General features: G+C 69.7%; 19 protein-coding genes. 5 read left to right on the top strand and 14 right to left on the bottom strand.

Annotation, left to right across the window (positions count from 1 at the left end; translation table 11 throughout):
- Window positions 1–275 precede the first annotated feature (275 nt).
- Together ACIRG5_RS25910 and ACIRG5_RS25905 are read right to left on the bottom strand one after the other, a co-directional pair.
- Window positions 276–470, bottom strand: coding sequence for a hypothetical protein (locus ACIRG5_RS25910; protein ID WP_402908867.1), 195 nt, complete (start codon window positions 468–470; stop codon window positions 276–278).
- A 14-nt stretch (window positions 471–484) separates the two neighbouring features.
- A complete protein-coding gene (locus ACIRG5_RS25905) occupies window positions 485–2,635 on the bottom strand; it encodes a tachylectin-related carbohydrate-binding protein (RefSeq protein ID WP_402908865.1) in 2,151 nt (716 codons plus the stop codon).
- A 260-nt stretch (window positions 2,636–2,895) separates the two neighbouring features.
- Between ACIRG5_RS25905 and ACIRG5_RS25900 the strand changes: the two genes are divergently transcribed.
- Window positions 2,896–3,114: a hypothetical protein gene (locus tag ACIRG5_RS25900; RefSeq protein ID WP_402908863.1), complete on the top strand. Its 219-nt coding sequence runs from the start codon at window positions 2,896–2,898 to the stop codon at window positions 3,112–3,114.
- Between the two features lie 1,252 nt (window positions 3,115–4,366).
- On the opposite strand, the gene ACIRG5_RS25895 is transcribed toward ACIRG5_RS25900, so the two are convergent.
- The 8 genes from ACIRG5_RS25895 to ACIRG5_RS25860 form a co-directional block, all read right to left on the bottom strand.
- Window positions 4,367–5,605: a hypothetical protein gene (locus ACIRG5_RS25895; protein ID WP_402908861.1), complete on the bottom strand. Its 1,239-nt coding sequence runs from the start codon at window positions 5,603–5,605 to the stop codon at window positions 4,367–4,369.
- 37 nt (window positions 5,606–5,642) lie between these two features.
- A complete protein-coding gene (locus ACIRG5_RS25890) occupies window positions 5,643–6,503 on the bottom strand; it encodes a cation:proton antiporter (protein WP_402908859.1) in 861 nt (286 codons plus the stop codon).
- 31 nt (window positions 6,504–6,534) lie between these two features.
- Window positions 6,535–6,765, bottom strand: a complete 231-nt coding sequence (locus ACIRG5_RS25885) for an anti-sigma factor family protein (protein WP_402908857.1) — start codon at window positions 6,763–6,765, stop codon at window positions 6,535–6,537.
- Complete coding sequence (locus ACIRG5_RS25880; protein WP_402908855.1) at window positions 6,762–7,370, bottom strand: RNA polymerase sigma factor; 609 nt, start codon at window positions 7,368–7,370, stop codon at window positions 6,762–6,764. The genes ACIRG5_RS25885 and ACIRG5_RS25880 overlap by 4 nt, the downstream gene beginning before the upstream one ends.
- 10 nt (window positions 7,371–7,380) lie before the next feature.
- Window positions 7,381–7,716 (bottom strand): hypothetical protein, encoded by a 336-nt coding sequence (locus ACIRG5_RS25875; protein WP_402908853.1) that lies wholly within the window; start codon window positions 7,714–7,716, stop codon window positions 7,381–7,383.
- Window positions 7,717–7,741: 25 nt separating this feature from the next.
- Complete coding sequence (locus ACIRG5_RS25870) at window positions 7,742–8,446, bottom strand: flavodoxin family protein (protein WP_402908852.1); 705 nt, start codon at window positions 8,444–8,446, stop codon at window positions 7,742–7,744.
- 86 nt (window positions 8,447–8,532) lie between these two features.
- Window positions 8,533–8,892 (bottom strand): cupin domain-containing protein, encoded by a 360-nt coding sequence (locus ACIRG5_RS25865; RefSeq protein WP_402908850.1) that lies wholly within the window; start codon window positions 8,890–8,892, stop codon window positions 8,533–8,535.
- Window positions 8,889–9,257: a nuclear transport factor 2 family protein gene (locus tag ACIRG5_RS25860; protein ID WP_402908848.1), complete on the bottom strand. Its 369-nt coding sequence runs from the start codon at window positions 9,255–9,257 to the stop codon at window positions 8,889–8,891. Before ACIRG5_RS25860 ends, ACIRG5_RS25865 begins: the two co-directional genes overlap by 4 nt.
- 111 nt (window positions 9,258–9,368) lie before the next feature.
- On the opposite strand from ACIRG5_RS25860, the gene ACIRG5_RS25855 reads away from it, so the two are divergent.
- Together ACIRG5_RS25855 and ACIRG5_RS25850 are read left to right on the top strand one after the other, a co-directional pair.
- Window positions 9,369–12,302, top strand: coding sequence for an AAA family ATPase (locus ACIRG5_RS25855; RefSeq protein WP_402908846.1), 2,934 nt, complete (start codon window positions 9,369–9,371; stop codon window positions 12,300–12,302).
- Window positions 12,286–12,687 carry an SRPBCC family protein gene (locus ACIRG5_RS25850; protein ID WP_402908844.1) on the top strand — a complete coding sequence of 134 codons (402 nt, stop codon included), beginning with the start codon at window positions 12,286–12,288 and terminating at the stop codon, window positions 12,685–12,687. Before ACIRG5_RS25855 ends, ACIRG5_RS25850 begins: the two co-directional genes overlap by 17 nt.
- Before the next feature lie 146 nt (window positions 12,688–12,833).
- Here the strand turns inward: ACIRG5_RS25850 and ACIRG5_RS25845 are convergent, their stop codons facing one another.
- The gene (locus ACIRG5_RS25845; protein WP_402908842.1) at window positions 12,834–14,588 is read right to left on the bottom strand and encodes a fatty acyl-AMP ligase; all 1,755 of its coding nucleotides are present in this window, start codon (window positions 14,586–14,588) and stop codon (window positions 12,834–12,836) included.
- The gene (locus tag ACIRG5_RS25840) at window positions 14,588–16,270 is read right to left on the bottom strand and encodes a fatty acyl-AMP ligase (RefSeq protein WP_402908840.1); all 1,683 of its coding nucleotides are present in this window, start codon (window positions 16,268–16,270) and stop codon (window positions 14,588–14,590) included. The genes ACIRG5_RS25845 and ACIRG5_RS25840 overlap by 1 nt, the downstream gene beginning before the upstream one ends.
- A gap of 175 nt (window positions 16,271–16,445) precedes the next feature.
- Here ACIRG5_RS25840 and ACIRG5_RS25835 point away from each other — a divergent pair, with 175 nt between their 5' ends.
- Complete coding sequence (locus ACIRG5_RS25835) at window positions 16,446–17,726, top strand: beta-ketoacyl-[acyl-carrier-protein] synthase family protein (protein WP_402908838.1); 1,281 nt, start codon at window positions 16,446–16,448, stop codon at window positions 17,724–17,726.
- Here ACIRG5_RS25835 and ACIRG5_RS25830 read toward each other — a convergent pair.
- Both ACIRG5_RS25830 and fabG read right to left on the bottom strand, forming a co-directional pair.
- Window positions 17,710–18,342, bottom strand: coding sequence for a LuxR C-terminal-related transcriptional regulator (locus tag ACIRG5_RS25830; RefSeq protein WP_402908836.1), 633 nt, complete (start codon window positions 18,340–18,342; stop codon window positions 17,710–17,712). The two genes, ACIRG5_RS25835 and ACIRG5_RS25830, sit on opposite strands and share 17 nt — an antisense overlap.
- On the bottom strand, window positions 18,342–19,046 hold the full coding sequence (gene fabG, locus ACIRG5_RS25825; RefSeq protein ID WP_402908834.1) for a 3-oxoacyl-ACP reductase FabG: 705 nt from the start codon (window positions 19,044–19,046) through the stop codon (window positions 18,342–18,344). The genes ACIRG5_RS25830 and fabG overlap by 1 nt, the downstream gene beginning before the upstream one ends.
- A gap of 212 nt (window positions 19,047–19,258) precedes the next feature.
- Here fabG and ACIRG5_RS25820 point away from each other — a divergent pair, with 212 nt between their 5' ends.
- Window positions 19,259–20,203, top strand: a complete 945-nt coding sequence (locus ACIRG5_RS25820; RefSeq protein ID WP_402908832.1) for an AraC family transcriptional regulator — start codon at window positions 19,259–19,261, stop codon at window positions 20,201–20,203.
- The last annotated feature ends 126 nt before the right edge of the window (window positions 20,204–20,329 follow it).

Here is a 20,329-nt window from a genome sequence, read left to right as displayed (position 1 = left end):
TCCGCCTCGCCACGGACTCCGAGTTGTAGTTCGCGTTGTGCTTCAAGCCCTGGTCGGGTGCCCGAGCTGCGGCCCGCAAATGAGCGGGTGTGCGAACCTGAGCGTCGGCGTGGTGGCCGCTGCCGCCGGTGAGGCAGGCCGGCGAGCTGTCGTCGCACCCGTTGGGCGTCGTCGTCCCGGCCCTGCTCCTGGTACAGCTCCAACGCCTCCCGCCAGGCGGCGCACGCTCGTTGCAGCCGCCCGAGTGCCACATGAGGATGCCCCGTGTGAAGGGCTCAGAGACTGCGGGCGATGTTCCCCAGCGCCGAGCGCAGCTCGACCGCGAAGGATCGGTCCACACCGACCCTGGTCGAGAACTCCCAGTCCTGCACGGCTTCGAGGGTCTCGTTGACGCAGTTGGCCAGGGTGTAGAACTCTTCCTTGGTCAACGACAGCGTGATGCCCTCGTCCTCGGAACGGAGCATGTCCACGCGCTTCTCCTTTGTTAGTGCAGATTCTGGAAGTAACTGTATCCGTCGCGCGGCGCGAACGCTGTGCCGCCGTCGCCCGCTCGCGGGTTGCGGATGACGACCATTCCGTTGTGCCAGTAGCCAAGGCGGTTGCCGGACAGCGGGCGCATCTCGCCCTGCACGATGGTGTTCTCCACCAGCGTGGCGAACTCGGAGCGGGTGCGCACGCCGGGGAACTCGCCCTGCTCCACCACGTGCTTCTGGTACGCGTGGCCACCTGCGATCTCTTGGCCGGCGAGGCGGGCGTTCAGGCGCACGCCATCCACGACGTTGCCGCGTGTGGCGTCGTGGATGCGCTCGGCGGAGTTGACCGCGTCGGCACCATTCATCAGCTGCTTGACCGGGCGCAGCATCGGCAGCAGGTTCATCGCGCGGTCGAGGCCGCCGAGCTGTTCACCTGTCAGCACGTCGCGGCCGTTGATCGCGTCCGCGACCCCCTTGCCCGTGCCGACGAACGGGACGAAGCCGACCAGCGTGGAGACCTTGCGGTCGGTCGTCTCCCGTTGCTCGGGGGTCGTGCCGACGGGGAACACCCGGTCGAAGTCGAACTTCAGGCCCTTCAACGAGAAGCCACCGGCGGGCGGCCACCACGGCGTGCCGGAGTTGAACTGCTTCATCGCCGTGTTGAACTCGGTCATCGAGCGGTCGAACTCGGCCATGCCGCTGTTGAAGTTGTCCATGGAGCGGTTGAACGACGCCATGGACGCGTCGAGCTGGGCCATGGACGCGGTGATCGACTCATTCATCCGGGTGAGGTTGACGTTCATCTGGTCCCAGCCGCGGCCCATCGCCTCCAGGGCGGCGACATCCACGTCGATCTTGAAGTCGGCGGGCAGCGTGAACGGCGGGATCTCGCGGAACGCCTGTGCGGTGTCGCGCAGCGCCACGACCACCTTACGTCCCTCGTCGACAAAGACCTCTGCGAAGCCGCGGTACTGGTCGATCGTCTGGAGGATCTTCGGTGCCTCGGCGCGTGCCTTCCGCAGCAGGGCGTCGAGCTCGCGATACTGCGGCAGCTCCAGGCCCTGCGCGGCGGCGAGCTTGCCGCGAGCGGCGGCGACGAGCGCCTGCTCTGGGTTCGGTGACGCGAGAAGCGCGTCCAGTTCGGACTTCGCCTGCTCGACGGCGGGCCAGTTGACCTGGGCGTAGGCGGCGACCTCACCGGCCAGCACGCGCAGCCGGGCGCGGTCGACGCCGCTCTCGGCCAGAGCGGTCTTGAGCACGGTGACGACCTCGCCCGCGGCGATGGAGCCGAGGCCGAGCTGCATGAGCTGGTGCACGGGCTTGAGCGGGTTGCGCAGCGAGCAGGCGTCCGGCGCGACTGCCAGCTCGCGCACCGCCCAGCCGGTGCCGACGGTCGTGCCGTCGGCACGGCCGGTCGAGACCCACTCGCCCTTGGCGGGCACGAACCGCTGCCACACCAGGTCACCTGTGGCGCTCTGGCGGTAGAGGGTGTCCGCGCCCGCCGAGAACAGGCGGCCGGCGCCCAGGTCGCGGCCGGTCTTCAGGTGGCGCTGCAACCACGTGCGGGACGCGGTCTCGAGGTGATGGCGATACACGGCGCCGTCCGCCATGCGGCTGTAGAGCACGCCGGAGCCCGCGGCGACGACGGACGTGTACGAACCCCAGCCGTCATCGACGATCTCGCCGTCCGACCAACGGATGCCATCGAACCGGTGCATCCAGAGCAGGCCGCCGTCGAGGCGGAACAACACGCCGTCGGAGTCGACGGTGATGCGGTCACGTCCGGCACCCGTCGCGTAGGCACCCCAGCCCGAACCGGTGACGGTGCCCAGGCCGTTGTCCCAGCCGGTGCCGTTCCAGCGGAACCGCTTGACCGTGCCGTCCAGCTCGACGGCATGCAGCACGCCGTCCGGCGCGGCGAGCACCCTGCCGAACCAGCCGGCGCCGATCTGCTTGGCGGTGCCCCAGGTGTTGCGGCCGGACCGGGCGCCGGTGTGGGCGGTGAGCCACAGGTCGCCGTTGTCCTTCACCGAGTACACCGGCGCCTCGTCGGCGCACGAGGCGTAGAGGGCGGCCCGCAGGTAGCTGATGTCGGCCGCCGCAGGCTGGACGACCGTCAGCAGCGAGAGAACGACCAGGACGGGCGCGATGATCGAACGCATGACTTTGTGCATGAGCGTCTTTCAGTGAGAATCCCCAGAAACGGTACTGATGAGTACCGCAAATGTGATCGCAGCTGACCTGGAGCTTCGTTACGCCGCTCGAGTGTGAGGTGGCGCACCGGGCCATCCAAGTACCATGGCGCCGTCACTGTCGACAGCGATCCCATCTACGCCTCCAAGGTGCTACGAACACCCGGCCTCGCGACCACACCTCGAACGGGCGCTGTCTCCTGGTAGGGCCAGCGATCCAGAATCAGTGGATGGCCGACGACCTGGACGACGCCACCACGTCGAACGTGGTGGTCGGCGACGTGTTCGGGACCGTCGTGCAGACCGGCGCGGTCCACGGCGATCTGCACGACCACAGCGCACCCGTCCGCCGCAGGCCCGCGACGATCACTCAGCGCCTGACCCAGCGGCCGCCGTGGCTCACTTCGGCGCTCGGCGCCTCGGCCTGCTGGTGGACTCACAACGGGTGATCACCTGCGCGGGCGTACCCGCGGCGATGCCGGTCTCGTTCCCGCACGCACGCGTCACGCGAGAAGCAGTCGTCATCGACCTCGAAGAGATCAACATCTCCATCGAGGAGGCCTGATCACTCAGCCGTTGGCGCACTGGCGTTCTCGCTGGGTGGCGGCCTGCTCGATGCCATCTCAATCCCTTGGACCGCTCTGGCCCTGCGCCTGCCGAGAACCTCATCCGTGTAGGTTAAGCGGCATAGAGATACTCATGGATGACTCCGCCAACACAATCACGTCGATCGCGTGAGGCTTGGTTGCTTGCGAAGTAGTCGGTTGCATTCATCCACCTGATGCCGACGTAGTTGTGGTCCAGCCGATCATCGCGCACGGAAAGCTCGAGTCGCTCATCGCCAGGCTGCTCGCCGCCACCAAGGAGCAGTGTTCTCAGCGGCGAAAGATTGATTAATGTCAACTGGCCCTCTATAGTGGAGTCGAGCTATCCAATAGCGCATGAACACACGAACTGCGCAAGCTTGCTACAAATGGGGACTCAAGTCTCCATTTGAACGGCGGTTCACCTGCAGGCTCGTAGCGAGCGTCAACAAAGGCTCCCCTCAGCGATCTCCGGGGCGCTGCCGATGGCCGTCAGCACACAGACCTACCTGCATTGAGCTACGCCTCCACCGGTCGAGCACGATAGAACTCCGCCCCAGCTCCTGGACGATCGAGTCGCGACTTACCGGGCACGAACGGCGACGCCGAGTTCGACGAGGCTGACCTCGGCGTCCTTCGCCAGTTCGAGAACCTCGGGTGGCACCGCCTGGAGGGGGTTGTGCGTGCCGAAAACCGCGTCTGGGCAGGTTAAGCCGCATGACGATACTCATGGATGACTCCGCCGAGACGGTCCTGTCGATCTATGTTGAGGCGTTCGATCTGGTCGGGTTCAGAGGCTGCGGCCGTGCCCGCAAGGGCGCTGCGGCTGCAAGTGATCGGTGGGTTCGGTGCTCGTTGCAGTTGTGCGTGCCGAAAACTACATCCATGCAGGTTAAGCAGCATGGCGATACTCGTCGATGACTCCGCCGAGACAGTCTTGCCGATCTACGGTGCGGCGTTTGATCTGGCCAGGTTCGAGAGGCTGGGCCGGGCTCTCAGGGGTTCTGCGGTGGCGGGTGATCGGTGGGTCCGGTGCTCGTTGTAATGCCGCTCGCACTCGCGCAGCGCTTGCTCAAGTTCCCCAATGTCGAGGCAACGCCAGCAAAAGGGCCGCGGATCAGCGGCAGCCGAGTCGGACGCGCAACGAGTCGATGGCAGCGTTCGGGGTCGCCAGCAACTCCATAGTGGTGATGATGTTGTTGCCGGCCGGCTCGCACACCGCGACGTCGGCGGACCTAACCAGCCAGACCGAATCCGAGCCGAGCGACTTCACGCAGGCGAGGCGGACTGGACCGGACTGCGGCCCGACCAACTCCCAGACGGACGTACTGGACAGCGCCGCCGTGCTCGTCTCACCTAAGAGCAGTCGCAGCGTGACGACGGCGACCGGGCCACATCGAAGGTTGATGGTGAACGGCCCTGCACAGAATTCGCCGCTCATCGCCGACCAGCGGTAGTCGGACACGGGCACGCCCAGCGATTCCACCGTGGTGAGTACGCGCAGGAGAGTGCTTTCCTCGTTCGCCGGCAACGGAAGTTCGGTGGGGTCCGGTGTCGTGGTCGGGGACGATGCGTCAGCGGAGGCGGCGGAGATTCCGCCCAACACTGCCACGAGCGGAGCCGCAGCCTTCGCCCTGGCCACGACTGCCCTGACCGCCTCGTCCAGGTCAGTGAGAAGCAGCGGGTGGGCGGTGATCGCGCTCGTGGCGACCAAGTTGTACCTGCCGTCCACCGGTACAACACGGAGTAACGCGCTGGAGTCGCCGCCGACCGCGGCCAGTTCGGCGAGTGCTGTCGGCGTTGCCCGGTCCAGGCGCACTCCGTACCCGGCGACGGCCACCACCTCGACGACGAGGCAGTGGGGTGTGGGCGCCACTTGAACGTGGACGGGAAATCCGGCGGGTGGGAGGCCCAGCCGGCTCCGCGACGCCTCGAAGTAGCGGCTGATCTGAGCGTGCACCACATCGAGCGTCGACGGCGCGAGCCGCCCCAGCCCCGGCCTGGACGCTCGTTGCTGGTAGTAGGTGTGCCAGACCTGGGTGATGACCGTGTGGATGCGATGTGCCTCTCTGGTATCGGTCATCAGAAGCAGGTAGAACGCCTTCTGATCATCTATCCTGCGCATTTCGACGGCGCCCATGCTGAAGCCGGGGAATCCGGCCGTGCGCCACACGGGCGCGAGCAGGTTTCCCAGCGGGAACGAGATCTCTCCCGTGCCGTCGTCGCAGTTGACGACGATCGCATTGGTCGTGACGAACAGCCGGCCGTCGATTTGGGCGCCGGCGGGAAAGCCCAGGCTCCACTCGCCGTGCAATGCCACCGCACACGACGCCACCACGCTCTCGGGATTGCTCACAGATACCGCCGGTATCGCTCGACCACTGGACATCCACCTAGTCGCAGCGTCCCGGGAACACGTTACCAAGATCAGTCCTTTGTGGACGTCGAGGCGGCGATCGGCGAGCACACCCGAGCTCGCGGTCGACCACGCTCACCACCACACCGGCCAGGAACGCGCCCAGGATGGTCTCCAGCCCGAACTGCTCCGCGAGGGCGACGAACGCCACCAGCAGCACCACTGCGGCCCGCACCCGGATCTCCGCCGTCGTGTCCTGCAACCGCGACAGCACGTCCCCGAGCCGGCCCGACCGGCCGGCGAACGCGAGCACGAGTCCGGTGACCACGACGAGCCCGGCGAACACCGCCAACGCGCCCGCCCGGCCGGTCACCGTGCCGCCCGTGGTCGAGAAGACCAGTGACAGCAGCACGATCGCCGCGAAGTCCGCGACCGAGGCGGCGGTGATCGTCGACTGCCCCGCGGCCGAGCCGAGCCGCCCCGTGTCCTTGAGCACCGGGACGACCAGGCCCAGCGAGGTCGCGGACAACGCCACCGCCAGCAGCAGCGGGTCCCGCACCCACCCGGCCGCGCCGAACCCGAGTCCGACGCCCAGTCCGACGGCGATGCTGATCGCATAGCCGAGCAGCGCACGCCACGTCGTCGGGCCGCGCAGCCGGCGCGGATCGAACTCCAGCCCCGCCAGGAACAACAGGAACGCGAGACCCAGCAGTGCGACGATCTGCACCGGCAGGTCGATCTCGACCCAGCCCAGCCCTGACGGACCGACCACGATCCCGGCGACGATCTCCAGCACGACCGCCGGGACGCGCAGCCGCGGCGCGAAACCGAGCAGCAACGGTGCCGTCACCGCGATCACCGCGATGATCAGCAGGTTCACGAACTCCACATCGGGCATGGGAGTTCTGTGCTTCCCACGCCCTCTGGCGTTACGCGTGCGGCCAGTCGCGGAAAGCGTCCAGCAGGCGCTCGCGGGTGTCGTCCGACAGCGACTCCGGTGGCAGCTCCCCCAGCCGGGAGATGGTGGTGCGGAACTGGTCGAGAAAACGCTCGCAGCCGGGGCACTCCGCGAGGTGCTCGACGAAGGCGTGTTCAGCCGGCTCATCCAGCGCGCCCTCCAGGAACGCGGTGACGAGCTCGACGAACTCCTCGCAGGTCATGCGGCTCCCCCGGTCGCGAAGTAGGCCTCCAGCCGGGTGCGGACGAGTGCTCGGCCCCGGTGCAGCAACACTCTCTGGTTCGCGGGCGAGATCTCCAGCATCGCGCACACCTCCTCCGACGTGTGCCCCTCCACGTCGCGCAACGCCACGACCGTGCGTTGTCGTTGCGGCAATTCGTCCAGCGCCTGGCCCACCACGGCGCGGAGCTCGCCGTCGAGCACCCACGGCTCCGGGAACTCCCGCCAGTGGCCCGGATAGGCGTCGTCCGCGCCGCGAAACCTGGACGGATCGACCGTCGGGCCGCCATCGGGTTCGACGCTGGTCCACGGAACGGTCCGCTTCTCCTTCACACCTCGCTTCTTCGCGGTGTTGACCAAGATCCGGTACACCCACGTGCGCAACGACGACACGCCGTGAAACCCGTGCACACCGCGGATGACGGCGAGCCAGGTGTCCTGCACGACCTCCTCGGCCGAGGCGTCCGTCGACACGAACGCCCGCGCCAGCCGCAACATGGACGCCGACCAGGAGTCCAGCACCGAAGCGAACACGGCTTCGTCGCCGGACCGGAGTCCGGCGACGAGCACGTCATCCGCGGGCAACACACGCCGGAACCTACTCCCGGAGCGGGCGGTGGACCGGCTTTGACAAGGCTCTTGTAAGAACCGTGCGATCGTCCAGCCCTGGCGCGAGGAGCTCGCGCTCGGCGTCATCTGGGTCTCCGGCGAGCGGGATGGACGGGTGACCGTCTGGCAGGTGTGGGACGACACGGCCGAGCTTCGCCCAGCCGAAGAACCTGCCCGGCGACCCGCTGGCCCGGATCGCGACCAGCGTGCCGTCCAGCTCGTGGCGCACGGTCATCGGGAACGGCCGGTCGACCTTCATCTCCACCAGCCGGTCCGGCTCGTGTTCGGTCACCACGTAGCCGTGGACGAACTCGCGGCCGACCACCCGCGTCTCGAAGGCGGCACCTGAGCTACCGGTACTCGGGGTTGTCGAAGTCGTACCGGCAGCCCGCGTCCCAGCCCGACCGCTGATTGCCGTGCGCCGGAATCCCTCCGGCGTCCTTGAGCATCCGGGCGAGGTGCAGCAGGTTCCACGTCATGAACGTGGTGTTGCGGTTGGTGAAGTCGTTCTCCGGGCCGCCCGATCCCGGGTCCAGATAGGACGGTCCGGGTCCGGCGGGGCCGATCCAGCCCGCGTCGGCCTGCGGCGGGATCGTGTAGCCGAGGTGCTGCAGGCTGTAGAGGATGTTCATGGCGCAGTGCTTCACGCCGTCCTCGTTGCCGGTGATCAGACAACCACCGACCCGCCCGTAGTACGCGTACTGGCCGGCGTCGTTGAGCAGGTGCGAGCAGGCGTAGAGCCGTTCGATCACCTGCTTGGTCACCGAACTGTTGTCTCCCAGCCAGATCGGTCCCGCGATCACCAGGATGTCGGCGGCCATCACCCGTGCGTAGATCTCCGGCCAGGCGTCGGTCGCCCAGCCGTGCTCTCTCATGTCCGGCCACACGCCGATGGCGATGTCCTGGTCGATCGCGCGCACGACCTCGACCTGGACGCCCTGCTTCTCCATGATCGCCCGGCTGACGTCCACCAGCCCCTCGGTGTGGCTGCGATCCGGTGAGCGCTTGAGCGTGCAGTTGATGAACATCGCCCTGAGATCGCGGTAGTCGGTCATGCCCAACGCTCCTCACAACACGGCCTCTCGGGACGGTGTGTCCCGCGGTGGCTCAGTTCCCGAGCCACCGCCGGGCGTTACACGCGCTACTGATGTTCGGCGTAATGGGTGGCGCCCCACCAGTCCACGACGACGACGTCCTCGTCGCCGACGACCCATGCGTCGTGTCCTTCGGGCAGGCTCGTGACCTGGCCGGGGGTGGCGTCGAACTCGGTGCCGTCGGCCATCCGGATCCGCAGCGTGCCCGACACGTGGTACTGGAAATGCGGTGCTTCGCAGAGGTCGGTGCCCGCGATCGGCTTGACATGGGTGGACCAGCGCCAACCCGGCTTGAGCGTCAGCCTGCCGACCTCGCGGGAGTCGATGCGGAGCAGTTCCACCTGTCCGCAGTCGAATTCGCGGACCTCGTCGGGCTTCTGGAAGTCGCGGTGGTCGAAGGTGGTCATCGCGCACCGTCCCAGGCCTGCACACCGAGCTGGCGGCTGATGCGGCCGTCCGCCAGGTCGAGCACCGCGGCGCACAGCACCCCGGTGCCGTCGGGATAGCGGCAGGACTCGAGGTAGGCGACGTGGTCGCCGGTGACCACCACGCGGTCGAGTGAGTGGGTCATGTCGCGGGCGGCGATGTCGTGCAGGTAGGCGCCGATCTCGCTGCCCCGCAGGATCCTCGGGGCGCTCGGGGAGTTGACGGTGTCCACGATGCTCAGTTCCGCGTCGTCGGTGTAGAGCGCGGACAGGGTGGCCGCGTCGCGTTCCTCGATGCCGCGGCGCAGTGCCTCGACGTCGAACGTCATTTGTTCGGTGGTACTCACGGTTCCGCTCCTTCCAGTGGCGTGGGAGAAGCGTGCGCGGCGACCGTCAAAGCACCGTCAACGCCGAAAGCGCGCGTTGCCGTGGCGGCGTGGCGGATCGACACTGACGCGGTGAGCACTTCGCTGGCGGTGCGCCTGTTCGGCGCGTTCGAGGTCGTGGCCGACGGGACGCCCGTCGCGTTGCCGCGCCAGCGCAAAGCTTGCGAGCTGCTGGCCTGGCTCGCGGTGCATCCGGGCCAGCACTCCCGGTCACGGCTGGCTGCCCGGTTCTGGCCGGACGTGCTCGATGCCAGTGCCCGCGCGAGCCTGCGCAGTGCAATTTGGACGTTGCGCGGCGCACTCGGGCCCGCGCGGGCGTGGTTGCTGACCGATCGCGACCGAGTCGAGCTGCGGGCGAACGGGCTGACCACGGACCTGCGCGAGTTCGACGAACTGGTCGCAGCGGGGAAGCTCGCCGAGGCCGAGCGGGTTCGCCGTGGAGAGGTCCTGCATCTCTACGACAGCGACTGGGTGTTCGAACTGCGGGCCGAGTACGACGACAAGTTCGCCGCGCTGCTCGACAAGAACGGCGGCCCGGACCGCGCCCACCGCCCGCACGGCCGATTCGACCTGCCCTCCGACACCGCGCCGACGGTGCCGGAGCACGATCTCGTGGGCCGTGGTGCCGAGCTGGCTGTGGTGCGCCGGTGCTGGGACTCGGCACGCGCCGGGTCGGGCACGGTAGTGGCGATCACCGGTGACGGCGGGATCGGCAAGACCCGCCTGGCCGAGGAGGTGCTGGCGATCGCGGGTCTGGACGGGGCCTGTGCTGTGGGTGGCGCGGGGCCGGCCGTCCCGTTCGGAGTGTGGCTGGAGGCGCTGCGAACGCTGGCCGACGACCCGCTGCCGGACGCGTGGTGGCCGCAGGCTCTGTCCTGCCTGGTTCCCGGTGCCGCGCCGGGCCGGCCGTCGAGCACCGACCGGGTCCGCGTGTTCGAGGCCGTGGTCTCTCTGCTGACCTGGGCCTGCCGGTCGGGTCCCGTGGCGATCGTGTTGGAGGATCTCCACCTGGCCGACCCGTCGAGCCTCGAACTGCTCGCCTACACGGGCAGGCGGGTGACCAAGCTGCCCGTGCTGCTCGTGGTGACGCGCCGCCGCCTGCCACCGCGCCCGGACGTCGACCGGGTGTGTGCCGCTCTGCGGGCCGGCGGGGCCCTGTCGGTGGAGGTCGACCTCGCGCCGCTGCCCCTCGAGTCGGTGCGATCGCTGGCCCGCGCGACCGCACCGTTGTCCGCCGGGCAGGCCGAGCAGGTGGTGGCGGTGGCGTCGGGCAGTCCGCTGCTGACCGTCGAGCTGGCCCGCGCGCTGGCCGCGGGCGCGGACGCCGCCGAGGGTCTGCGCTCCGCGACCCGCTGGGCCGCCGGCCGGTTGCACGGTTCCGCGCGGGTGTTCGTCGAGCTCGCCGCGGTGGCGGGCCATGACCTGCACCGCGCCGAGATCGCCGCGCTGCCGGGGCTGACCGACCCCGCACAGGCGGCCGCCGAAGCACTGGGCTCCGGGCTGTTGCGCGAACGCGACGGCACGATCGGGTTCCGGCACGCGCTGCTCGCCGACGCGGTGGCCGCGGACCTGCCGGACCCGCTCCGTTCCCGCAGGCACGCCGCCATCGCGGAGGCTCTGCGCCGCGCACGGGCGAACGCACCGCGCCGGGCGGCGGAGATCGCCCGGCACCTGCGGCTGGCTGGGCACGACGAGCAAGCGGTCGCGCATCTGGTGAAGGCCGCCGCCGCGGCGCGCTCGGTGTGCGCGTTCGTCGAAGCCGCGGATCTGCTGACCGAGGTCACCGAGATCGACCCTCACGACCCGGACACGTTCGTCGAACTCGCCGAGGTCCAGGCCTGGCGCGGGCTGCTCGGCGAGTCGGACGCCGCGTTCGGCCGGGCGCTGGAGCTGATCGTCCCGCTCGACCGGGGCGCACTGGTCAGCGCCTGGCTGCGCCGGGGGAAGTGGCTGCGGGGCGGGCTGTGCATCCCTCGCGAGTGCCGCCGTTCCTACGCCGCCGCGCTGGACGTGCTCGACCGCGACCCGGACACCGACCCGGACGCGCGGATCGAAGCACTCGCGGGCATGGCCTGGGCGGAGGCGGTGACCGGTGGTGTGGCCGCGGCGGAGGAACTGCTGGTCGAGGTCGACGTGCTCACCCACCGCAAGCCCGTCGGGGACCTGCTGGCGCACGACGTCAGCGTCGCCCGCGCGCACATCCTGCTGCGGACGGGCCGGTTCGCCGACAGCTACGCGCCACTGATCGCGGCCGCCTCGGCGGCCAACCGGGCAGGGCGTCCCGACCTGGCCTTCCCGAGCCTGCTCAACGCCGCGTCGGCCGCCAGCTGCCTCGGCGCGTTCGACCGCGCCCTGGACTTCATCGACCGCAGCATGCCACTCGCGGCACCCAACGGACTGCTTCGCCTGGGTGTCTACGCGCACTCGGCCCAGGTGTCCGTGCTGTGCCGGCTGGGCCGGGTCGGTGAGGCCGCCGCGAGCTGCGACCAGGGCGCCGTACTGGCGGAGCGGCTGAGCCTGCCCGACCTGATAGGCCTCATCCACCACGATCGAGCCACCATCGCCCGCACCACCGGCGACTGGGACAGCGCCGCCCACGAGCTCGCCGCCGCGATCGACCTGAACGCCCCGGTCGGCCGCGCACTGACCCGCCTGCACCGCGCCGACGCCCTTGCCCGCGCGGGCAAGCCGGAGGAGGCGGAGGCAGAGCTGCGCGCGGTCACGCAGGAACCCGTGTCGCCCGCCGATTTCCCCGACACGCTCGTCGCCCGCATGTCGGCGGTCCAAGGCTTGATCGCGGCGCGCCGGCGCGATCCCGAGCTGGCCAGGCGGCGGCTGAGCGAGGCGGTGCGCGGGTGGCAGCGCCGCGCCGGGGACACCGGCCCGGGCTATGTCGCCGCGCTGATCGACCTGGGCCGCCCACCGTTGACCGCGCTGGTGGAGCCCGACCGCGAACTGGCCGCCGTGACCGCCGACCTGAGAGGCATCGATGCCGACGTTCGCTGAGACCGCACACAGCGCCGCCCCACCGGAAGAGGTGTGGAAGCTGCTGTACGACCCGAGCCGCTTCCCGCAGTGGTGGGCCGGGGTCGGCACGGTCGAACCGTCCACGGAGGACAGTGGGCCTTACACCATGTACCCGGACGGCTACCCGGACTTCCCAATGCCACAACTGCTGCACGGCGACCGGCAACTGGGCAACGTCACGATCTCCTGCCTGGTGTCGGACCTCGTGTTCACCTGGCGGCTGCAGGTGGTGGACGGCGGCACGCGGATCGACGTGCACGTCGAGATCCCCGACTCCGAGAGCCACCGGCTGGACACCCAGCGGGACGTGATCCACCGGTCGGTGCGCGCGCTCGCCGCACTCGCCGCCCAGGAGTGCGAGTGAAACGACATGGCCACTCGCGACGAACGCTCGGCCCTGTCGGGTTTGTGGTGCTGACCATCCTCGTGGGTGTTCCCTGCGAGGGAACACCCACGAGGAGTTCGCGTCAGGACTCGCCCCCTCTCCTGCCGTTCACGGCGGTGAAACCGTCAACTTCGGGTCGTCGAGTTGAACGCGCCTGCCGAGTAGCCGTCGCGGCAATCGGCTCGTCGCAGCTTGCCGCTCGTGCTGCGAGGTAAGGAACCGGCCGGCACCAGCGCGACTTCGTCCACGCGCACCCCGTGTCCGGTGTGAACGGTGCGGCGCACCGCCATCACGATCTCACTCTCGTCCGTGTCGCCGAGCACCTCCACCAGCACGACGACCCGCTCCTGTTGCCCGTCGTCGACGGCGAGCACGCAGCACCCGCGCACGGCCGGATGCGCGGCTTCGGCCGTCGCCTCCAGGTCGTGCGGATGGTGGTTGGCACCGGCGACGATGATCACCTCCTTGACCCGTCCGGTGACGAACAGTTCACCGTCCCAGCGGAAGCCCGTGTCGCCGGTGCGCAGAAACAGCCCGTTCCTGCGGGGCAGCTCGGCGTGGAACACGTCGTCAGGCCGGTTCCAGTAGCCGGCGCCGACGCTCGGGCCCTGCACGAAGATCTCCCCCGTTTCGCCGTCCGCGCACTCTTCGCGGGTCACCGGGTCGCCAACGACGAGTGTGATCGTCGGCGGGATCGGGCCGCAGCTCACCAGCCGCCTGCCTCCCGGCGGGTCGACCGGCCTGGCCCGCCCTCGGGTCAGCGCGTCCGCGTCGCACCGCAGGGTCACCGGTCCTTCGCCGACGAGGGCGCTGGTGACCATCACCGTCGACTCGGCGAGGCCGTATCCAGGCACGAGGGTGCCTCTCCGCAAACCGACGGGAGCGAACACCTCGCAGAACCGGTCGAGGGTCCTGGCCCTGACCGGTTCGCCGCCGATGAGCGCCATCTCCCAGCCGCTCAGGTCAAGGCCTGCCATCTGCACCTCCGACACGCGCCGCACGCACAGGTCGAGCGCGAAGTTCGGCGCGCAACTGTCCGCCCTGCCCAGCTGCGAGATCAGCCTCAGCCAGCTGACGGGGCTGCGCACGAAGACCCCGGCCGGGAACAGGGTGGCCGGCCTGCCCGAGTACAACGGATCGAGCACGCCGCCGATCAGCCCCATGTTGTAGTGCGACGGGAGCCACGACACGCTCGGCGGGCGGGGCAGGCCGGCCTCGTCGGACGGCCGGTAGAGGTTGCCGTGGATCAGGGCGAGGTTGTGCAGGACGTTGCCGTGCGTCAATATCACGCCCTTCGGCTCACCGGTGGAGCCGGAGGAGTACTGCAGGTAGGCGGGCGAGCTGATGCCGATGGCAGGCGGCGTCCAGCGTTCCGCCAGCGCGGGGTCGACCTCGTCGACCGCGAGCCGCACGAGATCGGTGAGCGCCTTGGACTCCTCCACCACCGCAAGGCACTTCGCGAACGTCATACCGGTGGACAGGAGCAGCTCCGGCCCACAACTCGCGACTATCGACTCGATCCGGCCCATCTTCAGGCTGGTGCGGGTGCCGTCGAGCGGCGCCACCGGGACGGCGATCAGGCCGGCGTAGAGGCAGCCGAGGAAGGCGATGTGGAAGTCCAGTCCGGGTTCGAAGCAGAGCAGCGCACGGGTGCCGCGTGGCGCGAGCTCGGTGAGCAGCACGGCGAGTGCCCGTGCCCGGCGGTCCAGATCGGCCAGCGTCAGCGCCTCCCACTCCGTCCGGCCGTCGGCGAAGAACGAGAAACCGTGCAAGCCTGGTTCGGCCGCCGCCCGAGCCGTGCAGAGGTCGACCAGCGTCGTGAGCTTGCGCCTGCCGCCCGCGACACCTTTCGGCAACCGGACCCCGCCGTCGGTCTGCATCACTTCTCTCCCAACATGATCGATCGGCAGGCGGCGCGGCGGAGCTTGCCGCTCGTGGTGAGCGGCAACGTGCCGGGTGACAACAGGACGACGCGGGCGGGCTGGAGGTCGTGCTCGGTGCGCACAGCTGAGGTGATCGCGTTCCTGATCTGATCCTGAGGTGTGGTGCGGTACCGATGACCGACCTCGGCGAACACGACCACGTCCGCGCCGTCCGCCACCACGCAGGCCGAGTGCACCGCCGGGTCGCAGTCCACGGCGGTCTTCTCCACGTCGTACGGGTAGAGCTGACGGCCGTCGACTTCGAGGAGATCCGGTATCCGGCACGCGACGAAGAGCTGGCCCTCGAACAGGAATCCGAGGTTGCCGGTGCGCAGGAACCGGTGGCCGTCGACCACCGCGCCGAACGTCCGCTCGGTGCCGGCGGGATCCCCCCAGTACCCCGCGCCGATGCTCGGCCCGGACACGAGAATCTCGCCGACCTCGTCGGGCCCGCAGGGAACGCTGGTCTCCGGATCGGCGATCAGCACTTGGAGCGACGGGTCCGGCTCACCACATCCGACGAGGGACCGCGCACCCGCGCCGCTGGTCGCGGGCGCGACCCTGCCGCGTTCGAGCGCGGTGGCGTCGAACGGGCGCACCAACGGCGGCCCCTCGACAGGACCTCCGCTGATCAGCACGGTCGACTCCGCCATGCCGTAACTGGGGAAGAACGCCTCCCTGCGGAACCCGCAGGGATGAAACCGCGACGCGAACCGGTCGATCGTCGACGCGCGCAGCGGCTCGTCACTGATCGCGGCGATTCGCCACCGGCTCAGGTCGAGCCCGTCGCGCTGCTCGTCGCTCACCCGCCGCAGGCACAGCTCGTACCCGAGGCTGGGCGACGCGGCGATTTCCGCGCCGTAGCGGGAGATCGCGCGCAACCAGTTGGCCGGCACTCGTGCGAACGACTGCGCGGACATCAGGACGGACAGCTGGCCGAGGAAGAGCGGTTGCAGCACGCCTCCGATGAGGCCCATGTCGTGGAACACCGGCAGCCACGACACCGTCGGCGAGAGACGCGTGTGGTCCTCGTCGGGCCGTGAGCCGCTGTTCACGATGAGCGCGAGGTTGTGCAGGACACCCGTGTGGGTCAGCACAACGCCCTTGGGCCTGCCCGTGGTGCCGGAGGTGTACTGCAAGTACGCGATCTCGTTCGCGCCCTCCGGTGCGGACCAGTCGGAGTCCCCGTCGGTGATCTGGTCTGTGGCGAGCGGCGTCACGGGACGATCCCCGAGAATCGCGTGCACGCCGGCCAGTGTGTCCGTTGTGGACAACAGCAGAGCGGGGCGGCAGTCGTCGGCGATGGCGACCAGCCGGGTGTGGCGCGCGTCGCCCGACGCCCGGCGAACCGGTGGTGCGGGCACGGCGATGATGCCGGCGTACAGGCAGCCGAGGAACGCCGTGACGAAGTCGAGTCCCGGTGGATGGCACAGCAGTGCACGAGATCCAGGCGGCGCGTGCAAGCGCAGCCGCACGGCGATCGCACGGGCTTGAAGATCCAGCTCGGCGTAGGTCAGCGCCGCTGACTCCACCACGCCGCTGTCGAGGAACACGAACGCGCGTTCCTCACCTCTGAGTGCCGCCTGCCTGCGACACAGATCGACCAGGCTCGCCACGTCCGCCACGGTGTCCGCACCCACTGCTGATCAACTCCCGCTGCTCGGGGATTTCCGTTGCGGTGCGGACGTTACGGAGATCGAACAGCCCTGTAATCGGTCGCGCGACGGAGTGCGCGGTCAGTCCCGCGGCCGCTGCCGCCACGCCGGTTCCGGTGTTCTCCTCAATGGGTCCACTCCTCGAACCTCCGGAGCCGAGATGTCCCACGAGAGCACGTTCCTCGACTTCTCCCTGCTGCACGCGTCGCTTCCTCCGCTGCCGGGAGGAGAAGAGGAGATCGCCGTCACCGGCCTCGGCATGTCCACTCCGCAGGGCGGCGACGTTCCGTCCACTTGGGACGCGCTGCTCGCGGGTACGTCCGGTGTCCGGCTGCTCGACGAGCCGTGGTCGGCCGGCCTGCCGGTGCGGCTCGGCGCACCCGCGCACGAGAATCCGGGGCCGCTGCTGGACCGCGTGGCCCGCCGCCGGATGGACCGCTGTCAGCAGCTCGCCGTGGTCGCGGCCCGCCAGGCTTGGGGCGACGCCGGGTCACCGGACGTGGAACCCGAGCGGCTCGCGGTCGTGTTCGGCACCGGCCTGGGTGGTGGCGGCACGCTCGTGGAGCAGTACGACCGATGCCAGGAGCTCGGCCCCGACCGGGTTTCCCCGTTCACGGTCACGATGCTCATGCCCAACGGCCCCGCCGCCGCGGTCAGCATGGACCTCGGCGCGAGAGGCGGCGCCCATGCCCCGACGAGCGCGTGCGCGTCCGGTGCGGAGGCGATCGCGCTCGCCGCCGCGTTGTTGCGCCGCGGCCTCGCGGACGTCGTCGTCGCGGGTGGCACGGAGGCGTGTCTCGGCAGACTCTCGATCGCGGCGTTCGCGCGGATGGGAGCACTGTCGCGCAGGCATGACGACCCGCTCGGAGCGTCCCGGCCGTTCGACTCCGGACGCGACGGGTTCGTCATGGGTGAAGGCGCGGGTGCGCTCGTGTTGGAACGCGCTTCGTTCGCCCGCGCACGAGGGGCGCGAATCTCCGCGCGGCTCGCGGGCACCGGTATGACCTCGGACGCCCACGACATGACCTCGCCGTCCCCGGACGGCCAGATCCGCGCCATCCGGCACGCGTTGCGCTCCGCCGGGCTGAGCCCCTACGACATCACGCACGTCAACGCCCACGCACCGGGCACGCAGGTGGGCGACCGGGTCGAGGCGGCCGCGATCCTGGAGGCTCTGGGACCGCACCCGCTGGTCACCGCCACGAAGTCGCTGACCGGTCACCTCATCGGGGGTGCGGGCGCGGTCGAGGCGATCTTCACCGTGCTGGCGGTGCGCGACGGTGTCGTCCCTCCGACGCGCAACCTCGACGATCAGGACACCGAGGTGAAGCTGGAGATCGTCACCGACCAGCCACGGCAGGCGCGGATCGGTGCGGCGATCTCCAACTCCTTCGGCTTCGGCGGTCACAACGTGGTGCTCGTCTTCACCCGGCCCGGCTGAGCAGTCCCATTCGCTGCGCCAGCAGCGCCGCGTGCATCCGGTTCGGCTGTCCCAGCTTCGCGAGGACGTGCGAGACGTGGGACTTCACCGTCGCACAGGTGAGGTAGAGCTCCCGCGCGATCTCCTCGTTGCTGCGGCCGCGCGCCATCCGGACGAGCACCTGGCGCTCCCGGTCGCTCAGCGAGCCCAGGCCGCGGTCCAGCTCCTCGATCGGGGGCAGGATCTCGAACCGGTCGAGCAGACGTGCCGTCATCTCCGCGCAGAGAAACGCGTGTCCCTGTGCTACGGCGCGCACTGCGGCGACCAGTTCCTCATGACTCGCGCGCTTGAGCAGAAACCCACGTGCGCCGTCGGTCAGCACGCGGTGCAGGTGTTCGTCGGTGCCTTCGGTGGCGAGCACGATGACTCCACCACTCGCGCATCCGCACAGCCTCGTCAGCTGGGTGACGTCCGCGGTGAGCACCACCTGGGGCCGATGTCGTTGTGCGAGAAGCAATCCGTCGGCCGCACGCCCGGCCTCTCCCAGCACTACCACGTCCGCCGCTTCCTCCAGCGCGTGCCGGAATCCTCGGCGAACCAGGACCTCGTCGTCTATCAGCAGCACGGAGGCGGGCATCAGTGCCCCATCCCCAGCCCGCCGTCCACCGGGATGACGGCACCCGTCACGTACCGCGCCGCTTCTCCCGCGAGCCAGGTCACCGCGCCGGCGACCTCGGCGGGCTCGCCGAAGCGGCGCAACGGGATCGAGTCGCGGTACTGCTTGCCGTACTGCTCGGGCAGTGACGCGGTCATGTCGGTGTTGACGTACCCCGGTGCGATGACGTTCGCGGTGACGCCGCGGCTGCCCAGCTCACGGGCGAGCGACCGGGCGAGTCCGATCAACCCCGCCTTGCTCGCGGCGTAGTTCGTGAGGCCGGCGCTGCCGTACATCCCGACCACCGAGGAGATGAAGATCATCCGCCCGCTTCTGGCCCGCACCATCGGCGCTGCCGCGCGCCGGGCACAGCGCCACGCACCGGTCAGGTTCGTGTCCAGCACGGAGGTGAAACTGTCCTCGGTCATGCGGGTGATGAGCGTGCTGTCGGTGATCCCGGCGTTGGCGACGAGCACGTCCACCGGGCCCAGCTCCGCCTCCACCGCCGCGAACGCCGCGTCCACCTGCCCGCCGTCGGTCACGTCGCATTTCACGCCGAACGTCCCCTGCGGGCACTCGTCACCGCGATGCGTCACCGCCACCCGCGCTCCTTCGGCGAGAAACGCCTCCGCGACAGACCGGCCGATGCCTCGATTTCCTCCGGTCACCAGCACTGTCCTGGTCATGGTGCTCCTTTCGGGCCATCGGCGTCCGGGTGATGCCGCAGGTATGCGCCCCGGCCGCCCCTATCGTGGGTTCGGCTTCGGGCAGCGGCGCCCTTCAACCTGCTTCGAGGTTAGGGAGATCGACGGTGCTGCCCTCTGGCCCGGATGGCCGACGAGTTGATGTTTCCGGCCATTCGCTCGGTTTCCGCCGCGGCGTCGCCGGGGTGCGGGCCATGGTCGAGGTCGGGGTCGAGCGCGGAGTGGGCGTGCGGGAGTGCCTGCGCGGCACCGGAATCGAGCCCGAGACATTGCTCGGTCACGCGGTGGTGAGCCGTGCGCAGGAGCTCGCCGTGGCGACGAACCTCGTCACCGCGGCCGGCCAGGCGTCCGGGCTCGGCATCGCGGTCGGCGAGCGGTTGTCGTTGCGCACCTACGGGGTCTGGGGTTTCGCCCTGCTGACCAGCCCGACGCTGCGGGACGCGGCCGAGCTCGGACTGCGCTACCTGCCGCTCACGTACGCGGTGGCCGGACTGCGCATGCGGGTGTCCGGCGACGAGGCCCGTCTGATCGTCGTCGACGACCACGGATGTCCAGCGGCGCTGCGTCCCTTCGTGGTCGGGCGCGAGATCGCTGCCACCGCTGGCATTCTGCGCACGATCCTCGGCGAGTCACCGCGCTCCATGCGCGTGGAGCTGAGCCTCCCCCGCGTCTGCACCGGCTACGAGAAGGCGCTGGGCACCCCGGTGCGGTTCGGCGCGCCGGGCAACGCGATCGTCACCGACACCGCGGTGCTGGATCTCCCGCTGCCCCAGGCTGATCCGCTCACCATGGCGGCCTGCGAGCGCGCATGCCGCTCGCTGCTGAGAGAACGCTGCTCCCCCTGCGTCGCACAGAGCGTGCGGGCCGTCATCGCCGATGGCGTGACCGAAGCCTGCGCGGTCGCCGCCCGCCTGCACCTGTCGCCCCGCACCCTGCGCAGACATCTTGCCGCCGAAGGGACGTCACTGCGCCGGCTCGTCGACGAAGCCCGCCGCGCCAGCGCGATCGAGCTCATGACCACGCACCGCCTCGGCGTCGAGCAGGTGGCGTTACGACTCGGCTACACCGACGCCGCCACGTTCATCCGCGCCTTCCGCAGGTGGACGGGTACCACCCCCGGCGCGTATCCGCCGAGCTGAGTCGCTGTTCGAGGCCAGCCGGGATCGTTCTGCTCCTGCTGGCCGTGGCCGACAAGTTGATCATGACTACTGGAGAGGGCTGATTATGAGGGGCCGGCCGACCGCAGTCCCGCGGACGGGCAGCCC

It is taken from the genome of Lentzea sp. NPDC102401 (assembly GCF_044765805.1).
Taxonomy (GTDB): domain Bacteria; phylum Actinomycetota; class Actinomycetes; order Mycobacteriales; family Pseudonocardiaceae; genus Lentzea; species Lentzea sokolovensis.
Note: the sequence above shows the minus strand (reverse complement) of the source record. Positions and strands in the feature narration are given on the sequence as shown.

Bases quoted from the DNA above. Each gene is read 5' to 3' on its own strand.
- ACIRG5_RS25905 (WP_402908865.1), bottom strand. From the start codon at position 2,635: ATGCGTTCGATCATCGCGCCCGTCCTGGTCGTTCTCTCGCTGCTGACG.
- ACIRG5_RS25900 (WP_402908863.1), top strand. From the start codon at position 2,896: ATGGCCGACGACCTGGACGACGCCACCACGTCGAACGTGGTGGTCGGC.
- ACIRG5_RS25890 (WP_402908859.1), bottom strand. From the start codon at position 6,503: ATGCCCGATGTGGAGTTCGTGAACCTGCTGATCATCGCGGTGATCGCG.
- ACIRG5_RS25885 (WP_402908857.1), bottom strand. From the start codon at position 6,765: ATGACCTGCGAGGAGTTCGTCGAGCTCGTCACCGCGTTCCTGGAGGGC.
- ACIRG5_RS25870 (WP_402908852.1), bottom strand. From the start codon at position 8,446: ATGACCGACTACCGCGATCTCAGGGCGATGTTCATCAACTGCACGCTC.
- ACIRG5_RS25865 (WP_402908850.1), bottom strand. From the start codon at position 8,892: ATGACCACCTTCGACCACCGCGACTTCCAGAAGCCCGACGAGGTCCGC.
- ACIRG5_RS25850 (WP_402908844.1), top strand. From the start codon at position 12,286: ATGCCGACGTTCGCTGAGACCGCACACAGCGCCGCCCCACCGGAAGAG.
- ACIRG5_RS25845 (WP_402908842.1), bottom strand. From the start codon at position 14,588: ATGCAGACCGACGGCGGGGTCCGGTTGCCGAAAGGTGTCGCGGGCGGC.
- ACIRG5_RS25835 (WP_402908838.1), top strand. From the start codon at position 16,446: ATGTCCCACGAGAGCACGTTCCTCGACTTCTCCCTGCTGCACGCGTCG.
- ACIRG5_RS25830 (WP_402908836.1), bottom strand. From the start codon at position 18,342: ATGCCCGCCTCCGTGCTGCTGATAGACGACGAGGTCCTGGTTCGCCGA.
- fabG (WP_402908834.1), bottom strand. From the start codon at position 19,046: ATGACCAGGACAGTGCTGGTGACCGGAGGAAATCGAGGCATCGGCCGG.
- ACIRG5_RS25820 (WP_402908832.1), top strand. From the start codon at position 19,259: ATGGTCGAGGTCGGGGTCGAGCGCGGAGTGGGCGTGCGGGAGTGCCTG.